20 protein-coding genes are annotated in these 19,680 nt (G+C 66.1%); 12 read left to right on the plus strand and 8 right to left on the minus strand.

Going from position 1 to position 19,680, the window contains the following annotated elements; translation table 11 throughout:
• The first annotated feature begins 617 nt into the window (after positions 1-617).
• The 5 genes from cyoA (at position 618) to AC2IR1_RS17975 (ending at position 5,474) form a co-directional block, all read left to right on the plus strand.
• Entirely contained in the window at positions 618-1,658 is a 1,041-nt protein-coding gene (gene cyoA, locus AC2IR1_RS17955; protein ID WP_486473338.1) for a ubiquinol oxidase subunit II, read from the plus strand.
• Complete coding sequence (cyoB, locus tag AC2IR1_RS17960) at positions 1,658-3,652, plus strand: cytochrome o ubiquinol oxidase subunit I (protein ID WP_486473339.1); 1,995 nt, start codon at positions 1,658-1,660, stop codon at positions 3,650-3,652. The genes cyoA and cyoB overlap by 1 nt, the downstream gene beginning before the upstream one ends.
• Positions 3,649-4,242, plus strand: coding sequence for a cytochrome o ubiquinol oxidase subunit III (gene cyoC, locus AC2IR1_RS17965; protein ID WP_486473340.1), 594 nt, complete (start codon positions 3,649-3,651; stop codon positions 4,240-4,242). The genes cyoB and cyoC overlap by 4 nt, the downstream gene beginning before the upstream one ends.
• Positions 4,242-4,613, plus strand: coding sequence for a cytochrome o ubiquinol oxidase subunit IV (gene cyoD / locus AC2IR1_RS17970; protein WP_486473341.1), 372 nt, complete (start codon positions 4,242-4,244; stop codon positions 4,611-4,613). The genes cyoC and cyoD overlap by 1 nt, the downstream gene beginning before the upstream one ends.
• 105 nt (positions 4,614-4,718) lie before the next feature.
• Complete coding sequence (locus AC2IR1_RS17975) at positions 4,719-5,474, plus strand: SURF1 family protein (protein WP_486473342.1); 756 nt, start codon at positions 4,719-4,721, stop codon at positions 5,472-5,474.
• A 185-nt stretch (positions 5,475-5,659) separates the two neighbouring features.
• On the opposite strand, the gene AC2IR1_RS17980 is transcribed toward AC2IR1_RS17975, so the two are convergent.
• Together AC2IR1_RS17980 and AC2IR1_RS17985 are read right to left on the minus strand one after the other, a co-directional pair.
• A complete protein-coding gene (locus AC2IR1_RS17980) occupies positions 5,660-5,941 on the minus strand; it encodes a succinate dehydrogenase assembly factor 2 (RefSeq protein ID WP_486473343.1) in 282 nt (93 codons plus the stop codon).
• Complete coding sequence (locus AC2IR1_RS17985) at positions 5,938-6,327, minus strand: helix-turn-helix domain-containing protein (protein WP_486473344.1); 390 nt, start codon at positions 6,325-6,327, stop codon at positions 5,938-5,940. Before AC2IR1_RS17985 ends, AC2IR1_RS17980 begins: the two co-directional genes overlap by 4 nt.
• 99 nt (positions 6,328-6,426) lie before the next feature.
• Between AC2IR1_RS17985 and AC2IR1_RS17990 the strand changes: the two genes are divergently transcribed.
• Together AC2IR1_RS17990 and AC2IR1_RS17995 are read left to right on the plus strand one after the other, a co-directional pair.
• A complete protein-coding gene (locus AC2IR1_RS17990) occupies positions 6,427-7,629 on the plus strand; it encodes a pyridoxal phosphate-dependent aminotransferase (protein WP_486473345.1) in 1,203 nt (400 codons plus the stop codon).
• Positions 7,630-7,642: 13 nt separating this feature from the next.
• Positions 7,643-8,056 (plus strand): hypothetical protein, encoded by a 414-nt coding sequence (locus AC2IR1_RS17995; protein WP_486473346.1) that lies wholly within the window; start codon positions 7,643-7,645, stop codon positions 8,054-8,056.
• Positions 8,057-8,251: 195 nt separating this feature from the next.
• Here AC2IR1_RS17995 and AC2IR1_RS18000 read toward each other — a convergent pair whose 3' ends face one another.
• Together AC2IR1_RS18000 and AC2IR1_RS18005 are read right to left on the minus strand one after the other, a co-directional pair.
• Positions 8,252-9,640, minus strand: coding sequence for an MATE family efflux transporter (locus AC2IR1_RS18000; protein WP_486473347.1), 1,389 nt, complete (start codon positions 9,638-9,640; stop codon positions 8,252-8,254).
• A 218-nt stretch (positions 9,641-9,858) separates the two neighbouring features.
• On the minus strand, positions 9,859-10,437 hold the full coding sequence (locus tag AC2IR1_RS18005; protein ID WP_486473348.1) for an NADPH-dependent FMN reductase: 579 nt from the start codon (positions 10,435-10,437) through the stop codon (positions 9,859-9,861).
• A gap of 273 nt (positions 10,438-10,710) precedes the next feature.
• On the opposite strand from AC2IR1_RS18005, the gene parE reads away from it, so the two are divergent.
• The 3 genes from parE (at position 10,711) to AC2IR1_RS18020 (ending at position 14,257) form a co-directional block, all read left to right on the plus strand.
• A complete protein-coding gene (gene parE / locus AC2IR1_RS18010) occupies positions 10,711-12,669 on the plus strand; it encodes a DNA topoisomerase IV subunit B (protein WP_486473349.1) in 1,959 nt (652 codons plus the stop codon).
• 37 nt (positions 12,670-12,706) lie between these two features.
• On the plus strand, positions 12,707-13,408 hold the full coding sequence (locus AC2IR1_RS18015) for a hypothetical protein (RefSeq protein ID WP_486473350.1): 702 nt from the start codon (positions 12,707-12,709) through the stop codon (positions 13,406-13,408).
• A 534-nt stretch (positions 13,409-13,942) separates the two neighbouring features.
• A complete protein-coding gene (locus AC2IR1_RS18020; RefSeq protein ID WP_486473351.1) occupies positions 13,943-14,257 on the plus strand; it encodes an RcnB family protein in 315 nt (104 codons plus the stop codon).
• A 116-nt stretch (positions 14,258-14,373) separates the two neighbouring features.
• Here AC2IR1_RS18020 and AC2IR1_RS18025 read toward each other — a convergent pair whose 3' ends face one another.
• The 4 genes from AC2IR1_RS18025 to AC2IR1_RS18040 all read right to left on the minus strand — a co-directional run bounded on the left by AC2IR1_RS18025 (position 14,374) and on the right by AC2IR1_RS18040 (position 17,968).
• Positions 14,374-15,051: an ABC transporter ATP-binding protein gene (locus tag AC2IR1_RS18025; RefSeq protein WP_486473352.1), complete on the minus strand. Its 678-nt coding sequence runs from the start codon at positions 15,049-15,051 to the stop codon at positions 14,374-14,376.
• Positions 15,044-16,330: a lipoprotein-releasing ABC transporter permease subunit gene (locus tag AC2IR1_RS18030; RefSeq protein ID WP_486473353.1), complete on the minus strand. Its 1,287-nt coding sequence runs from the start codon at positions 16,328-16,330 to the stop codon at positions 15,044-15,046. The genes AC2IR1_RS18025 and AC2IR1_RS18030 overlap by 8 nt, the downstream gene beginning before the upstream one ends.
• Positions 16,331-16,598: 268 nt before the next feature.
• Complete coding sequence (locus AC2IR1_RS18035; protein WP_486473354.1) at positions 16,599-17,387, minus strand: SseB family protein; 789 nt, start codon at positions 17,385-17,387, stop codon at positions 16,599-16,601.
• On the minus strand, positions 17,384-17,968 hold the full coding sequence (locus AC2IR1_RS18040) for a uracil-DNA glycosylase family protein (RefSeq protein WP_486473355.1): 585 nt from the start codon (positions 17,966-17,968) through the stop codon (positions 17,384-17,386). Before AC2IR1_RS18040 ends, AC2IR1_RS18035 begins: the two co-directional genes overlap by 4 nt.
• Before the next feature lie 145 nt (positions 17,969-18,113).
• Here AC2IR1_RS18040 and AC2IR1_RS18045 point away from each other — a divergent pair, with 145 nt between their 5' ends.
• Together AC2IR1_RS18045 and AC2IR1_RS18050 are read left to right on the plus strand one after the other, a co-directional pair.
• Positions 18,114-18,455, plus strand: a complete 342-nt coding sequence (locus tag AC2IR1_RS18045; RefSeq protein ID WP_486473356.1) for an ArsR/SmtB family transcription factor — start codon at positions 18,114-18,116, stop codon at positions 18,453-18,455.
• Positions 18,448-19,476, plus strand: a complete 1,029-nt coding sequence (locus tag AC2IR1_RS18050) for a permease (protein WP_486473357.1) — start codon at positions 18,448-18,450, stop codon at positions 19,474-19,476. Before AC2IR1_RS18045 ends, AC2IR1_RS18050 begins: the two co-directional genes overlap by 8 nt.
• Positions 19,477-19,680: the final 204 nt, after the last annotated feature.

A 19,680-nucleotide genomic window follows, 5' to 3' on the forward strand; every position in this document is an offset into this window, starting at 1 on the left:
GTATGGAGCGCAGCGCCCGGGACCAGGACGGAGGCCCGCACCATGGCAGACCGCAGACATGTCAAAAAACAAGGGCTTCGACGGCTGACCCGGGGTCAACGCCCATCCCGATGCCCCCGGCGGGACGTCCCGGCCGGCGCGCAGGATCGGCCTGCCCCCGCCGGCGCCCGGCCCGCGCCCGCGACGCGCCTTAGAGAGCAGGGGTTTTGCCCTGTCCGGCACCGAACGGGACCCGTCACCGGCCCCCGAAGAACCACACGGCACCGCAGCTCGCGAGCAGACCGGCCCGGGCTGGCTGCCCCCGCCCGCGCACCGCGACCCGGTGGGCAAAGGTGAGTCGCAACCGCCCTGTTAAGCTCGAAAAGGACACAACCTGAAGATGCAACATGCACCGCCAACTGCCGAATTTGGCATCCCAGATGCGAGTTTGGGTAAACCCAGCCATGACGCCACTTCAACACTTCGTTATTTTGCGCGGGTTTCGGCCAGCATGCGACAATCGGTCTCGGTGCTGTCTGCCCGTATAATGCCTAGCCCGGGCGGGCAAACTCTCCGCCCCGCGCGCCCGGCCCTCTCCCCACGATTGACGGACCGCGGGCAGTACAAGAGGCAAGACCTTGTTCCGACCAATCAAACTCCTGCTGGCCGCAGCGGGCGCTCTGGCGCTTTCCGGTTGCCAGTATCACGTCCTGGCCCCTTCCGGCTGGGTGGCAGACCAGGAGCGTAACCTCCTGATCATCTCCACCGTCCTGATGCTGATCGTGATCATTCCGGTCCTGTTCATGTCGGTGTACTTCCCCCTGAAGTACCGCGCCGACCGCAAGGACAAATCGGACTACGATCCCCATTTCGAACATTCCACCAAGCTGGAAATCGTCGTCTGGGGCGTGCCGATCCTGATCATCATCGCGCTTGGCTACTTCACGGCGGTCTATACCTACCGCCTGGACCCCTATCGCTCGCTCGATCACCTGGAAGCCGGTGAGCCGATCAACGTCGAAGCGGTCTCGCTCGACTGGAAATGGCTGTTCATCTACCCCGACTACGGCATCGCCACAGTCAACGAACTGGCGATCCCCACCGGGCACCCGGTGAACTTCAAGCTGACCTCGGCCACGGTGATGAACACCCTGTCGATCCCGGCGCTTGGCGGCATGGTCTACTCCATGGCCGGCATGGAAACGAAGCTGCACCTGATTTCGGACCATGACGACACCTACGAAGGTCGTTCGGCCCACTACTCCGGTCCCGGCTTCGCCAAGATGACCTTCGACACGATCTCCATGGGCAAAGACGACTTTGACGCATGGGTCGAGAAGGTGAAATCCGAAGGCACCGCGCTGGATACCGACAGCTACCTGGACCTGGAAACCCCCACGATCGGCGCCCCGGTGAGCTACTACGGCTCCGTCGAGGCAGGCCTGTTCGACCGTATCGTCGGCCTCTGCGTCGATGAGGGGTCCGTCTGCGTCTCCGACATGATGATGGATGATCACATGGGCGGCGGCGGCCTTGCCGGCATCGCCGATGGCAATGCCTACGACTACGACAACAAACGCTCTGTCGACGGCTTCGGCAATTCGACGCCCATCGAGGCGAAGGATTACTCCGGCTACACCCACGCGGGTGAAGAACATTCCAACGAGGGCGATCACTGATGGCTACCGAACACGTACAACCGGCGGAGAGCTGGAACTGGCTTACGGGCCGGTTCAACCTCCAATGGGTCCCCTACCACGAACCGATCCTGATCGGCACCTTCCTGGGCGTCGCCCTGGGCGGTCTGATCGTCCTGGCGCTGATGACCAAGTTCAAGCTCTGGGTTCCGCTGTGGAAGAACTGGGTCGTCTCGATCGACCACAAGAAAATCGGCATCATGTACATGGTGCTCGGCTTCATCATGATGGTGCGCGGCTTTGCCGATGCGCTGATGATGCGGGCCCAGCAGGCCATGGCCGCGGGCGGCGCGGAGGGCTACCTGCCACCGCACCACTACGACCAGGTCTTCACCGCGCACGGCGTGATCATGATCTTCTTCGTCGCGATGCCCTTCGTGACCGGTATCATGAACTACGTCATGCCGGCACAGATCGGTGCCCGCGACGTGGCCTTCCCCTTCCTGAACAACTTCTCGTTCTGGATGACGGTGGCCGGTGCGCTGCTGGTCAACATGTCGCTGTTCATCGGTGAATTCGCACGCGTCGGCTGGCTGGCCTTCCCGCCGCTGTCGGGTGCCGCCTACAGCACCGGACCGGGCATGGATTACTACCTGTGGTCGCTGCAGATCGCCGGTGTCGGGACCACGCTGTCGGGTATCAACCTGATCGCGACCATCCTGAAGATGCGCGCCCCGGGCATGAAGCTGTTCGACATGCCGGTCTTCACCTGGACCGCGCTGTGCACCAACGTGCTGATCGTCGCGGCCTTCCCCGTCCTCACCGCCACCCTGGCGCTGCTGACGCTGGACCGCTACTTCGGCTTCCACTTCTTCACCAACGACTTCGGCGGCAACGCCATGATGTACATCAACCTGATCTGGATCTGGGGTCACCCGGAAGTGTACATCCTGATCCTGCCGATCTTCGGCGTGTTCTCCGAAGTGGTCGCAACCTTCTCCCGCAAGCCGCTGTTCGGCTACAAGACCATGGTCTACGCGACCGCCTGCATCATGGTCCTGTCCTTCATCGTGTGGCTGCACCACTTCTTCACCATGGGGTCCGGCGCGGACGTGAACACGTTCTTCGGCATCACCACGATGATCATCGCGGTGCCGACCGGCGTGAAGATCTTCAACTGGCTGTTCACCATGTACAAGGGCGAGGTCCATCTGGAGCTGCCGATGTACTGGGTCGTCGGCGCGCTGATCACCTTCACCATCGGTGGCATGACGGGCGTCATGCTGGCCATCCCGCCGGTCGACTTCCAGCTGCACAACACGCTGTTCCTGATCGCGCACTTCCACAACGTCATCATCGGTGGCGTGGTCTTCGGGGTCTATGCCGCCGTGACCTACTGGTGGCCCAAGGCCTTCGGCTTCAAGCTGGATGACCGCTGGGGCAAGCGCGCCTTCTGGGGTTGGTTCGTCGGCTTCTACGTCGCCTTCATGCCGCTCTATGCGCTTGGCCTGATGGGTGTCACCCGCCGGATGAACAACTACGACAACACCGCATGGCAGCCCTACTTCATCGTTGCCGCCATCGGCGCCGTCATCATCCTGTTCGGCATCCTGAGCACCTTCATGTGCTTCTACGTGTCGATCCGGAACCGGAAGGCCCTGGCCTGCGGTGGTGACCCCTGGAATGCACGGACGCTGGAGTGGGCCAACCAGTCCCCCCCGCAGAAGTACAACTTCCCGCAGGAGATCCACGTTACCGGTCGCGACATGTTCTGGAAGATGAAGCAGGAAGGCTTCAAGTGGTCGACGGACTATGCGCCGATCCACATGCCCAAGGATACTGCCTCCGGCATCGTCCTGTCCTTCTTCGCCATGATCTTCGGCTTTGCCATGATCTGGTACATCTGGTGGCTTGCCATCGTCAGCTTCATCCTGCTGATCGGCGGCGCGATCGCGCACACCTTCAACTACAACCGCGACTACTACATCCCCGTGGATGAAATCGCGGCCACCGAAGCGAAAGGAACCGCGGCATGAGCGCGACCGACGCACACGGCCACGATCACGGCCACCACGAGACCCCGACCAACATCGGGTTCTGGATCTACCTGATGAGCGACTGCATCATCTTCGGATCCCTCTTCGCAACCTACGCGGTCCTCGGCTATTCCTATGCCGGGGGCCCCTCCCCCGCCGACCTGTTCGAGCCCGGCTTCGTCGCGATCGAAACCGCGGCGCTGCTGATCTCCTCCATCACCTTCGGGATGGCGATGCTCGCCGCCGAGAAGGGCAAGCTGGACGAGACGACGCGCTGGCTGATCATCACCGGGCTGTTCGGCCTGGTGTTCATCGGGATGGAAATCTACGAATTCCGTCACCTGATCCACATCGGCGCAGGGCCTGACCGGTCCGCCTTCCTGTCGGCGTTCTTCGCCCTGGTCGGCACCCACGGCCTGCACGTGACCGGCGGCCTGATCTGGCTGACCACGCTGGTCGTGCAGCTGCGCATGCACGGTCTGAACGGGGCCAACATGCGCCGGATGTCGACCCTGTCGATGTTCTGGCACTTCCTCGACCTGATCTGGATCGGGGTCTTCTCCTTCGTCTATCTGGTGAGGCTGGTCTGATGAGCGACAACAACAACCACGCCGGCAGCCACGGCACCTTCGGCAGCCTGATGATGGGCTTCGCCATGGCCGCCATCCTGACCATCCTGCCCTTCGGGCTGGTCATGGGCGACACGGGCCTGAGCCGCACCACCCTGATCGCACTGATCATGGGCATGGGCGCGGTGCAGATCATCGTGCACCTGGTCTACTTCCTGCACGTCTCCAAGAAGGTCGAGCAGGGCTGGACCCTGGTCGCGACGATCTTCTCGGTCATCATCCTGGTGATCGTGCTGGCAGGCTCGCTCTGGGTCATGCACAACATGAACCAGAACATGATGCCCATGCCCGACATGGACGAGCTGATGAACCTGCAATCCCAGCAGGGCTGACCGGCCGACATAGAGTACACTGGAGGGGCCGGGGAGAATTCCCCGGCCCCTTCGCTTTGCAGAGGTCCCGAACGGCGCCACGACGCCCCAACGACGGAGCCCGACATGACGTCCCCCACTCCCACCGAAACCCCCTCCCCCACCCGCGCGGGCCTGCGCTGGCCGCGGCTGGTGATCGCGACGCTGCTTGCGGTGATCGGCATCGCGGGCTTTGCCTGGCTGGGCACCTGGCAGGTGCACCGGCTGCACTGGAAGCTGGACCTGATCGAACGGGTCGATGCCCGGGTGCATGCCGATCCGGTGCCCGCCCCCGGCCCCGACGCCTGGCCCGGGATCACCGCCGAAAGCGACGAGTACCGCCGGGTCAGCCTGACCGGGCACTACCTGAACGACGAGACGGTGGAGATCTACACGCCGTCGGACTACGGCCCCGGCTACTGGATCCTGACGCCGCTGGCCCGCGATGACGGCACCATCGTGATGGTGAACCGCGGCGTCGTCCCCGAGGAACGCGCCAAGAGCGACGACTACGACCAGCCGGCGGGTGAGGTCACGGTGGTGGGCCTGCTGCGGATCTCCGAAGATCACCGCTGGCTGTTCGCGCAGGAAAACGACCCGGATAACGGCACCTGGTATCGCCGCGACATCGGGTCGATCAGCGAGGCCAAAGGGTTCGACAATGCCGCCCCCTACTTCGTCGATGCCGAGGCCCAGGACCCCAATGCCTGGCCGCGCGGCGGCAAGACGGTGGTGGCCTTCCGCAATTCGCACCTGAGCTATGCGATCACCTGGTACGCGCTGATGCTGCTGGTGGCGGGCGGCTATGCCCTGGTCCTGCGGACCGAGCTGAAGCGGCGCTGACCGCCCCCCCACGGGGCACTGTTGGCGGGGGGCTGTTACGCCCCCCCGGCACATATTCAGGGCCAGAAAATGATGGGGCACGGCGCCCCACATTTTCTGGCCCTTTTTTCTTGTCCTGCCTGGCGGACCCGGGACTGCCCGCAACAGGCGGCGCCCCGGCCGATCAGTTAGCGGTCAGCCAGCGGTCAGCGACCGGCGATGCGGTCGATCATCGGGGCGAGGTTCGCGGGGGCCGGTTTCTGACCCGAGACCCACTGGTAGAGATCCTGGTCGTTCTGCACCAGGACCGCATCGTAGAGATCAAGTTCCGCATCGCTCATCCCGTCCAGTTCGTCCGAGAAGCGGATCAGGATGATGTCCATTTCCTTGATGCCGCGGCGCATGGAGCGCATCTTCATGCGCTTGAGCCGGGTCTCGCGGTTTTCGCCCTGGGGGGAGGTTTCGGTGGGGGCGGTGATGTCGCTCATTGTGCCAGATCCTTCAGGGACGTTTTCAGCCGCTTCTCCAATACCGCCAGCCGCTCGACCATGCCAGTCATCTGGGTGCGGATCTCCCGCATCTCCTGCAGGGCGGTCAGGACGGAGGGATCAAGCTCTGCCGTGTCCTCCGGCGCGGCGACGCCGTCGCCCTCTCCGGAGATCAGCCAGGTGAGGGAGACGCCCAGCACCCCCGCCAGCATCTGCAGCTTGTTCGCGCGCGGTTCGGAGAGGTCCTCTTCCCAGGACTTGAGGGTGCCCAGCTTGATGCCCAGCCGGCGCGCCAGCTGGCCCTGGGTCATGTTCGCCACCGTTCGGGCCGCTTCGATCCGATCCCCGAAGGTCGCGGTCTCTGCTGAATACCAATCGTCGGTCATGGCTCTCTCCTTCCGGCCCTGCGGCCAATGAAACTTGCGGCGCGCGCGGGCCAAGCCTAAGACGGTGGGCGCGACATTACAAACCGGAGTCCCGACGAGATGGCCTTCCTTTCCGACACGCTGGCCCGCGTGAAACCCTCTCCGACCATCATGATGACCAACAAGACCCTGGAGCTGAAGGCCCAGGGCCGCGATGTCATCGGCCTGTCGGCGGGTGAGCCGGATTTCGACACGCCCCAGAACATCAAGGACGCCGCCGTGGCCGCGATCGCGGCGGGCAAGACCAAGTACACCGCCGTGGATGGCCTGCCGGAGCTGAAGGCCGCGATCTGCGCCAAGCTGAAGCGTGACAACAACCTTGATTACGAACCGGCCCAGGTGACCGTGGGAACGGGCGGCAAGCAGGTTCTCTACAATGCGCTGATGGCGACGCTGAACCCCGGGGACGAGGTGATCATCCCCGCGCCCTACTGGGTCAGCTACCCCGACATGGTGCTGCTGGCCGGCGGCACGCCCGTCACGGTCGAGGGCCCGCTGGAAACCGGGTTCAAGATCACGGCGGAAGCGCTGGAGGCCGCGATCACCCCGAAGACCAAGTGGCTGATTTTCAACTCGCCCTCCAACCCCACCGGCGCGGGCTATACCTGGGACGAGCTGAAGGCGCTGACGGAGGTTCTGCTGCGTCATCCGCAGGTGCATATCCTGTCCGACGACATGTACGAGCACCTGGTCTACGACGGGTTCGAATTCTGCACCGTGGCCGAGGTGGAGCCCGCGCTCTACGACCGGACGCTGACGGTCAACGGCGTCAGCAAGGCCTATGCGATGACCGGCTGGCGGATCGGCTACGCGGCAGGCCCGAAGGAGCTGATCGGCGCGATGCGCAAGATCCAGAGCCAGAGCACCTCGAACCCCTGTTCGATCAGCCAGTGGGCGGCGGTCGAGGCGCTGAACGGCACCCAGGATTTCATCGCCTCCAATAACGAATTGTTCAGGAAACGCCGCGATATCGTGGTGGAGATGCTGAACGCGATCGAGGGCGTGACCTGCCCGGTGCCGGACGGGGCCTTCTACGTCTATCCCTCCATCGCGGGGCTGATCGGCAAGACCAGCAAGGGTGGCACGCTGATCGACAGCGACGAGGCCTTCGCCACCGCCCTGCTGGAGGAAGACGGCGTTGCCGCCGTCTTTGGCGCGGCCTTCGGGCTGAGCCCGAACTTTCGCATCTCCTACGCCACGTCGGAGGCCAACCTGGTGGAGGCCTGCACCCGCATCCAGACCTTCTGCAAGGGCCTGAGCTGACCCCGGAGACCCCATGAGCGCCGAACTTCCCCCCTACTACTTCCGCGTCCGCGACAACGGCGCCTTCGTCTTCCGTGTCAGCACCGAGGACCGGCAGCGCCGCATCGCCATGGATCAGATCGCGGTGGTGAACATCCGCAACGGCGAGGTGAAGCCCCACGGCGACCGCCCGCTGGAGCCGGAGGACCTGGCCGCGATCAAGGCCTGGATGGAAGAACGCCGGGAGGTGCTTTCGGCGCGGGAAATGGACGACATCTTCCGCACCGTCGACCACCTGAACATGACGGCGCAATGGGCGCAGTCGAAGGCCAGCGACGAGGAGCTGGAGATGATCACGGACACCCTGCTGCTGGCCATGCATGACCTGCGCAGCGTGCTGGTGCGCAAGCGGGCCGACCGGCTGATGAAGTCCCGCACCGAGGGCTGACCCCGGCTGCGGGTGCCGCAGCATAGGAGGGGGCGTCGCGGCAGCGGCGCCCCTTTTCATTGCCGGACCTGCGGGACCGGTGTCTGGGCGCGTCTTCCCGACACGGGCGCCGGAAATGGGGGCCGATCTCCACCTGCGGCGCCGGTGGCGACGGGTGGTTCGGGATGCTCTTCAGGCGGCTCTTCAGGCGGTTCTTCAGGCGAGGCCCGCGTTGATCCGCTGTTCGGCCGCGGGGATCGCCCTGCGCCAGAGGCGGTTCATCATGAGGATGGCGGCGAGGGTCAGGCCGACGGCCAGCCCCAGCCAGATCCCCACGCCCCCCAGTCCCAGCGGGAAGGCCAGCAGCGCGGCGCAGGGCACGCCCACCCCCCAGTAGCTGACGGCGGCATAGAGCATGGGCCCGCGGGTATCCTGCAGCCCGCGCAGCAGGCCAAGCGCCATGACCTGCATCGCATCCGCCAGCTGGAACACCGCCGCCGCGTAGAGCAGCAGGCGCCCGACGGCCAGGATATCGTCGCGCGCCGGGGCCTGCGGATCCAGGAAGAGGCCGATCAGCAGGTCCGGGATCACCAGGAAGGCGATGGAGGACAGCACGACCGTCAGCAGCGACAGCGCCATGGCCACCAGCGCCCCCCGGCTGAGGTCGGTGACAGCCCCCCGCCCGATGGCATTGCCCGACCGGATCGTCGCCGCCTGGCTGAGCCCGAGGTGCACCATGAAGATCATCGAGGTGATCTGCAGCGCAATGCCGTGGGCGACCAGGGGAATCTCCCCGATCAGCCCCATCAGGATGGAGGAGGCGGCGAAGAGCCCGACCTCTGCCACCAGGGTCAGGCCGATGGGCCAGCCAAGACGGAAGACCCGTGCCAGGCTTTCGGGATCGGCGCGCCAGATCCGCCGGAACAGCTGCTGTTCGGGCAGCACCCGCTGCACGTAGGCCACCAGGAAGGCCACGGTGGCCAGGTGCATGACGATGGAGGAGATGGCGGCGCCGCGAATGCCCAGCTCCGGCAGGCCCCAGGCGCCGAAGATCAGCGCGTAGTTGGCCAGGGCGTTGACCGCCACCGCCACCAGCATGACCACCAGGACGATGCGGGTTCGTTCCAGCGCCGCCAGGTAGCCCTTGAGCACCATGGTCGCCAGCGCCGGGAAGATGCCCCAGGCGTAGATATCGAGGTAGTCGCCCGCGAGGCTGGCCACTTCGGGCTGCTGGCCCAGTGCCAGCAGGATCCGTTCGGTCGAAAGCAGCACCGGCATGACCAGCGCCCCCACGGCCATGGAGATCCACAGCGCCATGCGGGTCAGCCGCCGGGCCTGGGTGGTATCGCCCTGCGCCTCTGCCGCGGCCACGAGGGAGGACAACCCCGCCGCAAAGCCGCTGCCGGCCAGGAAGAGCACGTTGAAGAGCGAGGCGGCAACGGTTTCCGCCGCGAGCGTCGTGGGGTCGTACCAGCCCAGCATGGCCGCATCGACCAGCGACAGCGACATCTGCGCCAGCTGGCTGGCCGCCAGCGGCAGGCCGAGGACCAGGACCGCGCGCAGGTGGCGGCCCCAGGACATGCTATCGGATCGGGCGTTGTTCATCGTCCTCCCATATGGCGGGGGACGGGTTCAGGCAAGCCTGCCGCGGGGGCGGGCCCGGGCCGGGCCCCCTGTACGGGCCCAGCATGGTTGCCCGGCTGCGCGCCTGGCCCCTGGGCCAGGTACTGCAAAAGACGACGCCCGCCGGTACCGAGGGAAGGACCGGCGGGCGAACCGCGCCCCGAAGCGCCGGGGCGCCGCGGGGTATCGGGAGGGTCAGATCAGGCCGAATGTAGCGGCTTCAGCGCGGCACCCCATTTGACCAGTTCGTCGAACAGCCCCGTCAGGCCATCCTTCATCGGCTCGTTTGCCTTCACCGTGCCGTTTTCCAGCAGCGGGAAGACCATGGGAATCGGCACCACGTTGGGCAGCGGCATGGCACCCTGGTTGGAAATCAGCGTCCGCAGCTCCTGGGCGGAGCGCAGACCGCCCGAGATGCCGCCGTAGGACACGACCCCGGCGACCTTGTACTTCCATTCCTGGCTGAGGACCTGCAGGGCGTTCACCAGGGTGGCGGGCACGAAGAAGTCGTATTCCGGGGTGACGAAGATCACCGCGTCGGCCTCTTCCATCTTGGCCGACCAGGTCTTGGTATGGTCGTGTTCGTATTTCTTCATCGCCGGATGGTTCGGTTCATCCAGCAGCGGCAGGTTGATGTCGGCCAGGTCGACCAGTTCGACATCGAAGCCGCCATGGTCGCGGGCGCCGCCCTCGACCCAGCGGGCCACGTCGGGGCCGATGCGGCCGGGGCGGGTGGAGCCGATGACGATCTTCAGTTTCAGCGGGGTGTCGGCAGTCATGATGATACCTTTCGAATTGGTGCAAACGGCCCCGGGCGGTGCTTGCAACGGCGCTGGACCGGCAAGGATGGCCCGACGAGAGTGGCCGTGAAATTTTCTTGGTGGATCAACCACCTTTCCAGACAATCTATGCCCTTTGGCAGACCAGACAATCGACAGCGGCGCAGGGGGAATGCCGCGTCGCTGCACAATGGCCGCGCCCTCTTTCCCCCCGCGCTGCGCGCTGCCATAATGTCGCGAACCAAAAACCACCAAGAGCAGTCGGGAACATCCATGTCGGACGATCTACTGAAGGGCGCAGAGCCGCAGACCTATGACGCCTCCTCCATCGAGGTGCTGGAAGGGCTGGAGCCGGTTCGCAAACGCCCCGGCATGTACATCGGCGGCACGGACGAACGCGCGCTGCACCACATGGTGGCGGAAATCCTCGACAACTCCATGGACGAGGCGGTGGCGGGCCATGCCAACCGCATCGAGGTGGAGCTGCAGGCGGATTACTCCGTCACCATCCGCGACAACGGGCGCGGCATGCCCTTCGACCCGCACCCCAAGTTCCCCGGCAAATCCGCGCTGGAGGTCATCCTGTGCACCCTGCACGCGGGCGGCAAGTTTTCCGGCAAGGCCTACGAGACCTCCGGCGGTCTGCACGGCGTGGGCGCCTCTGTCGTCAACGCCCTGTCCGACTCGATGGTCGTGCAGGTGGCCCGCGACCGGAAGCTGGTGGAACAGCGGTTTTCCCGCGGCATCCCCCTGGGCCCGGTGGAGGAGATCGGCGCCGCCCCCAACCGGCGCGGCACCACGACGACCTTCCACGCGGATGAGCAGATCTTCGGCTCCCACCGGTTCAAGCCCGCGCGGCTGTTCAAGTCGATCCGGTCCAAGGCCTACCTCTTCTCCGGCGTGGAGATCCGGTGGAAATCGGCCATCGACGACGGGGTGACGCCCACCGAGGCGACCTTCCACTTCCCCGGGGGCCTGTCGGATTACCTGAAGGAGACGCTGGAAGGGTCTTCGACCTATGCCGAGGTCCCCTTCGGTGGCCGTGTCGATTTCCAGGAACGGTTCGGAGAGCCGGGCCGCGTGGAATGGGCGATCAACTGGACGCCGTCGCGCGATGGCTTCATCCAGAGCTACTGTAACACCGTCCCCACGCCCGAGGGCGGCACGCACGAGGCCGGGTTCTGGGCCGCGATCCTGAAGGGGATCCGCGCCTATGGCGAACTGGTCAACAACAAGAAGGCCGCGCAGATCACCCGGGATGACCTTGTCACCGGCGGCTGCGCGCTGGTCAGCTGCTTCATCCGCGAGCCGGAGTTCGTGGGCCAGACCAAGGACCGGCTGGCCACCACCGCCGCGCAGAAGCTGGTGGAAAACGCCGTGCGCGACCACTTCGACAACTGGCTGGCCAATGACAGCAAGTCGGCGGGCGCGATCCTGGATTTCCTCGTGCTGCGCGCCGAAGAGCGTCTGCGCCGCAAGCAGGAGAAGGAAACCCAGCGGAAGTCGGCCACCAAGCGGCTGCGCCTGCCCGGCAAGCTGGCCGACTGTTCCAACACCAACCGCGAGGGCACGGAGCTGTTCCTGGTGGAGGGTGACTCGGCCGGTGGTTCGGCCAAGATGGCGCGCAACCGGAAGACCCAGGCCCTGCTGCCCCTGCGCGGCAAGATCCTGAACGTGCTGGGCGCGGCGTCGAACAAGATCGGCGCCAACCAGGAGATCGCGGACATGTGCCAGGCGCTTGGCGTCGGGCTGGGCACCAAGTTCAACGTCGACGACCTGCGCTATGACAAGATCATCATCATGACCGATGCGGATGTCGACGGCGCCCATATCGCCTCGTTGCTGATGACCTTCTTCTTCACCCAGATGCGCCCGATGATCGACCACGGGCACCTCTACCTGGCCTGCCCGCCGCTGTTCCGGCTGACGCAGGGCGCGATCCACGTCTATGCCCAGGACGAGGCGGAGCGTGACATGTGGCTGGAAAAGGGCCTGGGCGGACGCGGCAAGATCGACGTCAGCCGCTTCAAGGGTCTGGGCGAGATGGACGCGAAGGACCTGAAGGAAACCACGATGGACCCGAAGTCGCGCAAGCTGATCCGGGTGACCATCGACGAGGACGAACCCGGCGAGACCGGCGACCTGGTGGAACGCCTGATGGGCAAGAAGCCCGAGCTGCGCTTCCAGTACATCCAGGAAAACGCGAGGTTCGTGGAAGAGCTGGATGTGTGAGGGGGAGCGCCCTCCTCATCGGCTGGCGCGGACCGGGGTGCGCTGGACCAAGATCTATTTGATCTGTCTGGTTGGCGGCATTCCGGTGCTGGCCTATTTCGGGATGATCAGGCTCCACCCGCTGGAGCTGAACGAGCTGGGAGACTTTCTGGCTGGTGCCTTTGGGCCTCTGGCGCTGTTCTGGGTCGTGCTCGGATTTTTCCAGCAGGGGGAAGAGCTGCAGAACAGCGTAGATGCTTTGAACCTGCAGGCGAAGGAGATGCGTGCCTCGGTGGAGCAGCAGAAGGCGATGCTTGACGTCACGCGGGACGCGCTCGAGCATGAGAAGAGAAAGCTACAAGACGAACGATTTCGCCTCGATGAGGCATCCAAGCCCTTGTTCAGCTTCAGCTTAGACACGCCTAAAGCGACTGGTTTGCCAAAACTGAGTTCGATAGCCCACATTAGCCTTGGCCGCCTTCAGATACACAATGCTGGTGGCCCGGTCACTTTGGCAAACCTCTCACTTGAAACAGAACACGAGAGTGTAGCTCATTTCTCTATGAACGCGATTGGTTCCGGTAGCATAGAGATCAAGGACTTCGGGGGCCAGATCGTGCAAGGTAGCCATTTGCGACTTGAAATCGAATACACGCGCGCAAACGGACAGCGGGAACGGCAAGTCTTTGAAAGTATTTCGGTGCTTGGAATTCGCGACGGCTACTCTTTCTCTAAGACAGGCGAAACGCAACATATCTGATCCCCCCTATCCCGCAGAAACCAGCCCCTCACTCACCTCGCGCATTGTCTCCCAATCCCCGCGTAGGGTCCGCGCCCATGCTGCGTAATCAGGGTATGCATCCCCTGAAGGACCTGCGTGATGAAACTCCCCCTCCTCGCGGCCAGTGCCGCGCTTTGCCTGCTGGCGGTGGCACCCGCCCTGCAGGCGCAATCAGCCCCGCCGCCGCCTCCGGGCGGCTCCCATGCCGCACCGCCGCCCCCCGCGCCGCCGCCCGCGCCCGGGGGCTGGCGACCGCTGTGGTGGCTCTACCCTCCGGCGCCTGCCCCGGCTCCGGCGCCTGCCCCGGCGCCGCAGGGATCGCCGCCGCCGGATCAGAACGGGGCACCCCCGCCGGGATCGCCGCCGCCCTCCTGACCTGCCGGGTTCAGGCCGCCCCCAACTGCATCGGGGGCGCCGATGGGCCGGAACCCGCCGGTCCCGGGCGGTTTGCTGACCGGCGGGAAACCTTTTGCCGGGCGGTGCGTTTTCCTTTCAAACGAAAGGAGTTTCGCCATGAAACGTATCGTCTTTGCATCCCTCGCCGCCCTGACCGCGCTTTCGGGCGCGGCCTATGCGGGCAACGGCAATGGCAACGGCTGGGGTGGTGGCAACATCCCCCCGGGTCAGGCCAAGAAGATGACCCAACCGGTGCCGGGCCAGAAGATCCCGTCCGGCTACGTGGTGGTGAAGGATTATGACCGCTATCACCTGCCGGCCCCGGGCAATGGCTATGAATACGTGCGCTACGACGACCAGATCGTGAAGATCGCCGTCGATACCGCCGTTGTCGCGGCCACCGTTGGCCTGGTCTCCGCCCTGCTGAACTGAGCTGGCGCGGGCGGCACCTTTTGCCGCCCCCCATCACGGCCCCCATGACGGCCCCAATCACGAAGGCCCGCCCCTGTCCGGGGGCGGGCCTTTTGCATGCGCCGGGCCTGCGGGGATCAGACCAGCGCGCCCTCTTCCAGGTGCAGCACGCGGTCCATGCGCCCGGCGAGGTCCAGGTTGTGGGTGGCAATCAGCGCGCCCATGCCGGTTTCCTTCACCAGCGCCATCAGCGCGCCGAAGACCCGGTCCGATGTCGCGGGGTCGAGGTTGCCGGTGGGTTCATCCGCCAGCAGGAGCGAAGGCGCATTGGCGAGCGCCCGGCAGAAGGCCACCCGCTGCTGCTCCCCACCCGAAAGCGCGGCGGGGCGGTGATCGGCCCGGTCGGTCAGCCCGACGCGGTCCAGCAGGTCGGCGGCGCGGGCCGCGGCTGCCTTGCGGGAGCGCCCGGCGGCCAGTTGCGGCAGTTCGATGTTCTCGGCCGCGGTGAACTCGGGCAGCAGGTGGTGGAACTGGTAGACGAAGCCCACCTCCTCGCGCCGGATGGCGGTGCGGCGGCGATCCGAGAGGCCCGTCGCCTGTTCGCCCCTGATTGCCACGGTACCGCTGTCGGGCACGTCGAGCAGCCCGGCGATATGCAGCAGCGTCGACTTGCCGGAACCGGAGGGGGCGACGAGGGCCACGACCTCGCCGGGGTTCACGACCAGCGAGGCTTCCCGCAGGACGGTGATCTCGTTCGGCTGGCCGGCGTTGTAGGTCTTCACCAGGCCCTGGAGGGAGAGGATGGGATCACTCATAGCGCAGCGCCTCCACCGGGTTGAGCCGCGCCGCACGGCGGGCGGGGAAGATGGTGACGCCGAAGGACAGGATCAGCGACAGGGCCACGGAAGAAAGCACGTCGTGCAGCTGCAGCTTGGCGGGCAGGTTGTAGATGCCACGGATCGACGGATCCCAGACACCGCCGCCGGAGACGTAGTTCACGAGGGAGAAGATCGGGTCGATGTAGACCGAGAAGAGCACGCCCAGAACAAGGCCCGCCGCAGTTCCGATGATGCCCGTGAAGGCGCCGCAGATGACGAAGACGCGCAGCACGGCCCCTTCGGTCAGACCCATGGTGCGCAGGATGCCGATGTCGCGGCCCTTGTTCTTCACCAGCATGACCAGGCCCGAGGTGATGTTGAGCGAGGCGATGAGCACGAGGATGGCCATGATGACGAACATCACGTTGTCCTCCACCGTCAGCGCGCGCAGGAAGGCGCCCGAGGCATCGCGCCAGGTCCAGATCAGCGCCCGGTCGCCCGCCGCCATCAGGATCGGCAGGGTGTAATCCTCCACGTGGTCGGGGTCTTCGACCATCACCTCGATCTCATCCGCCGTGCCTTCGCGGTTGAAGAAGCTCTGCGCCTCGGTGAAGGGCATGTAGAGGCGGGTCTTGTCGATGTCGTAGCGCCCGGCGGTGAAGATGTAGGTGACCTCGTAGGTCTTCACGCGGGGGCTGGTGCCGAAGGCGGTTTTCACCCCGTCGGGCGAGATCAGCTTGATCTTGTCGCCCGCCACGACGTTCAGCGTCCGCGCCACGCCGGAGCCGATGGCGACGCCTTCGTCGAAACGGGCGATGTCGCCCTGCGAATCCTGCGGGTTAGCGATACGGGGGATCGCGGCGAGGTCGGCGGCGGTGATGCCGAAGACCTCGACCCCCGCGTTCTGGCCATTGGCATTGGCCATCAGCTGCGACTTGATCAGGGGGGCTGCGCGGGTCACGCCGGGCACGGCGGAGATCGCGGCCGCCTCGGTCTCGTAATCGGTCATGGCCCGGGACAGGGTGCCGTTGGCCTGGGTTTCGGCGCTGTTGAAGACGGTGACATGGGCATTGGCGCCCAGGATGGTGTCGACGAATTCGGCGCGGAACCCTGCGCGGACCGACAGCGTGGCGATCAGGGCGAAGACCGCCAGGGTGATCCCCACCAGCGAGATCCAGGTCATGACGGAAACCCCGCCCTCGGCCCGGCGTGCGCGCATGTAGCGCCAGGCGATCATCCATTCGTAGCGGGAAAACGGCGGGGCGGCTCTGCTCAATCTTCTGTCCTTTGAAAGGGCCCTTCGCGGGTCTGGCGGAAGGTGGAGCGGCGGGCCCGGTTCGTCAAGGGCACCGCCCCGGGAGGGGCCGGGTTGCGGCGCCCGAACGCCGCCTGCCAAAACCGGGCAACGCGGCCTGGGGTGTCACGCATCGGGGCCACGAAGGGCGCGCGGCCTTGCCCATTTTCTGGCGTCAAATATCCGCGGGGGTGAATTGGGCCGAAGGCCCGAGAGGGGGCAAGGCCCCCTTCCCCCCTCATTCGGGCAATCAGCGCAGGATCGGCGGGCTGTCCGGGTCGGAACCAGGGGCTGCGCGGGTCAGCTCTTGCGCTTCGGGGGCCTTGGGCAGGTCGAAGCGCAGCCCGACGCGGGCCAGGGCGGCAGAATGCAGGTCGGAGGCCCGGAAGAAGGCCACGTCCATCTCTCCCGCTTCGATGCCGGAGAAGGTCAGCGCCTCGGACGCCGCTTTCGCCAGCGATCCTTCGGCCCCCGGCAGGGCGTCGATGAAGGCCAGGACGTGGGATTTGCGGCCATTGTCGTCTTCGGTCCCCGCCAGGAAGGCGCAATCGGCCAGCCCCCGGGCGGTGGCGAGCTTGGTATCCAGCGCGGTGATGAGCATTTCCGGCAGGCCCACCGGGGGGTGGAAGGCGGCGATCTGCGCCTCCACCTCGGTCGGGGCATGGGCCACGGTTTCGGCGAGCCAGTCCACGGCCTCCGGCGGGACCAGGATGGCGGAGGGGGTTTCGAGGTTGACCGCCAGGCCGACCCCCTGGCCTTTCAGCTGATCCGCGATCACCCGGCCCGAGAGGGCGGCATAGGCCGAGGCGCGGCCGGTGAAGGCGGTCAGCCGTTCCTCGCGGTCGAAGACCAGCACGAAGGAGACGTCTTCCACCGGGAAGAGCTCCGGCGCGGCGGTTTCCCCCTGCGCTTCGCCCGCGAGCAGAAGGAAGAGTTCGGAATCTGCCAGCCGTTCGTAAAAGCGCAGGCGGGCGGCATCGTCGCCCGGGGCCGCTTCCATCGCAGCATGGGCCATGTCGAGGGGGGTCTGTTCGGTCATGAGAGGGCCTTTCGGACTTCGGCGCGCAGGACCGGCAGGAGGTCGGTCTCGAACCAGGGATTGCGCTTCAGCCATGCCGTATTGCGCCAGGAGGGATGAGGCAAGGGGATCGTCCCCGGCAGATGGTCGCGCCAGCCCGCCACGGTGGCGGTCAGGGAGGCGCGGGTGCCCAGGTGAAACCGCTGGGAATAGGCGCCGATGAGGAGCCGCAGGCGCAGATCCGGCAGCGCCGCCATGACCTGGCCGTGCCATGTCGCGGCACAGAGCGGCGGCGGCGGCAGGTCGGATCCCCGGGCGTCATAGCCCGGAAAGCAGAAGGCGGCGGGCAGGAAGGCCAGCTGCGACAGGTCGTAGAATTCATCCCGCGTCACCCCCATCCAGTCGCGCAGCCGGTCGCCGGAACGGTCATCGAAGGGGCGCTGCTTCTCATGCGCCTGCAGGCCCGGCGCCTGCCCCGCCACCAGGATCCGGGCAGAGGGCGCCAGCCAGACCACCGGCGCGGGCCGGTGTGCCGTGCGGGTCGCGGCAAAGCGCGATGCACACAGGCGGCAGGCGCGGATCTGGTCGAGAAGCGGGTCCATGGGCGCAATCTGGCGCCGGGGCGGGCAAGTTTCAAACCCCATCCTCCTTCGAACCCCATCATTAGGCCCCGTCATTAGGCTCCGTCATTTCGACGATTGTCGAATTATCTTTGAGATCGGCCGCCGGTCTGTTATTTCGAGAATCATGAAAATATCAGATCCCACCGATCTCGGGCTTGCCCGGGCTGCCTCCACCTTCGCCGCCCTTGGCAGCGAGCAACGCCTGATCGTGCTGCGCACGCTGGTCCGGGCCGGTCGCGACGGGCTGCGCATGGGGGAGCTGGGGGAGCGGTCGGGCATCACCGGGTCGACCCTGACCCACCACCTGAAGATCCTGGCCCAGGCGGGCCTGGTCACGCAGCAGAAGCAGGGCCGTTCGATCCTGTGCGCGGCGGTGGCCTACGAAGACCTGGAGGCGCTGGCCGCCTTCCTTCTGGAAAACTGCTGTGCCGATGCACGCCAATGTGAGGGACCCTGCGATGACTGAGATGATCCTGACCCGCTACCGCAGCCTGCGGCCACACCTGGATGGCGCCTGGATCGCCCTTGCGCTGATCCTGCTGGCGGTGGCCCTGCTGGACACGGCCTACCTGCCGGAGGCGGTGCAGCTGATGCTGTCCGCCTTCCTGCGCACCCTGCCCTTCCTCCTTTTCGCCGTTCTGGCCGTGGGCTACCTGAAGGCCACGGGAGCGGAGACGCTTCTGTCGCGGGCCTTCGAAGGGCGGGAGAGCCGGATGATCGTGATGGCGGCGCTGCTGGGCGGGCTGTCACCCTTCTGTTCCTGCCAGGTGATCCCCTTCATCGCGGCCCTGCTGGCCGTGGGCGCACCGCTGAGCGCGGTCATGGCCTTCTGGCTGGCCTCGCCGCTGATGGATCCGGCGATGTTCTCGATCACCATGGGGACGCTCGGGCTCGACTTCGCGATCGGCAAGACGGTGGCCGCCGTCGGGCTGGGCCTCTTCGGGGGTGCGGTGGTGATGGCGCTGAAATCCTCCCCCGTCTTCGCGGACCCGCTGCGCAGCCGGCCCCGGGTCGGGGGCTGCTGCGGCGTGAAGAAACCCTTCCAGGGCGCGCCCCTCTGGGCCTTCTGGCGCGAGGCGCCGCGGCGCGGGACATTCCGCACCACGGTGCAGGAGAACCTGCTGTTCCTGGGCAAATGGCTGCTGCTGGCCTACCTGCTGGAGGCGGTCATGCTGCGTTACGTGCCCGCCGGCTGGATCGCGGGCGTGCTGGGTGGAGAGGGCCTGCGCCCCGTTCTTCTGGGCGCGCTGGTGGGGGCCCCGGCCTATCTGAACGGCTACGCGGCGGTGCCGCTGCTGGACGGGCTGCTGTCGCAGGGCATGGCGCCGGGCGCGGCGATGTCCTTTGTCATTGCCGGCGGCGTCAGCTCCGTCCCCGCGGCGGTGGCGGTCTGGGCGCTGGTCAAGCCGCGCATCTTTGCCGCCTACCTGGGCCTGGCCGTGATCGGCGCGATCCTGGCGGGCCTGGCCTGGGGGCTCATCGCCTGACGCAGGCCACAGCCGCGCCGACAGGGAGAACGGGCGCCGCTGCATGCGAAACGGAAAACCCGGGCGCCCCTGCGGCGCCCGGAGCGCTTTCCAACCTCCGGACAGCAACCTTTCCTTGATCCTGCCGCAGGCCGGGGCCACCAAGGTCACGCGACAGGCTGCGCTGCCCGGTTGTGCAGGCAGGCCCGAAGCCGCGCCGAATGC

Source organism: Pseudooceanicola sp. NS-SX8 (assembly GCF_057380755.1).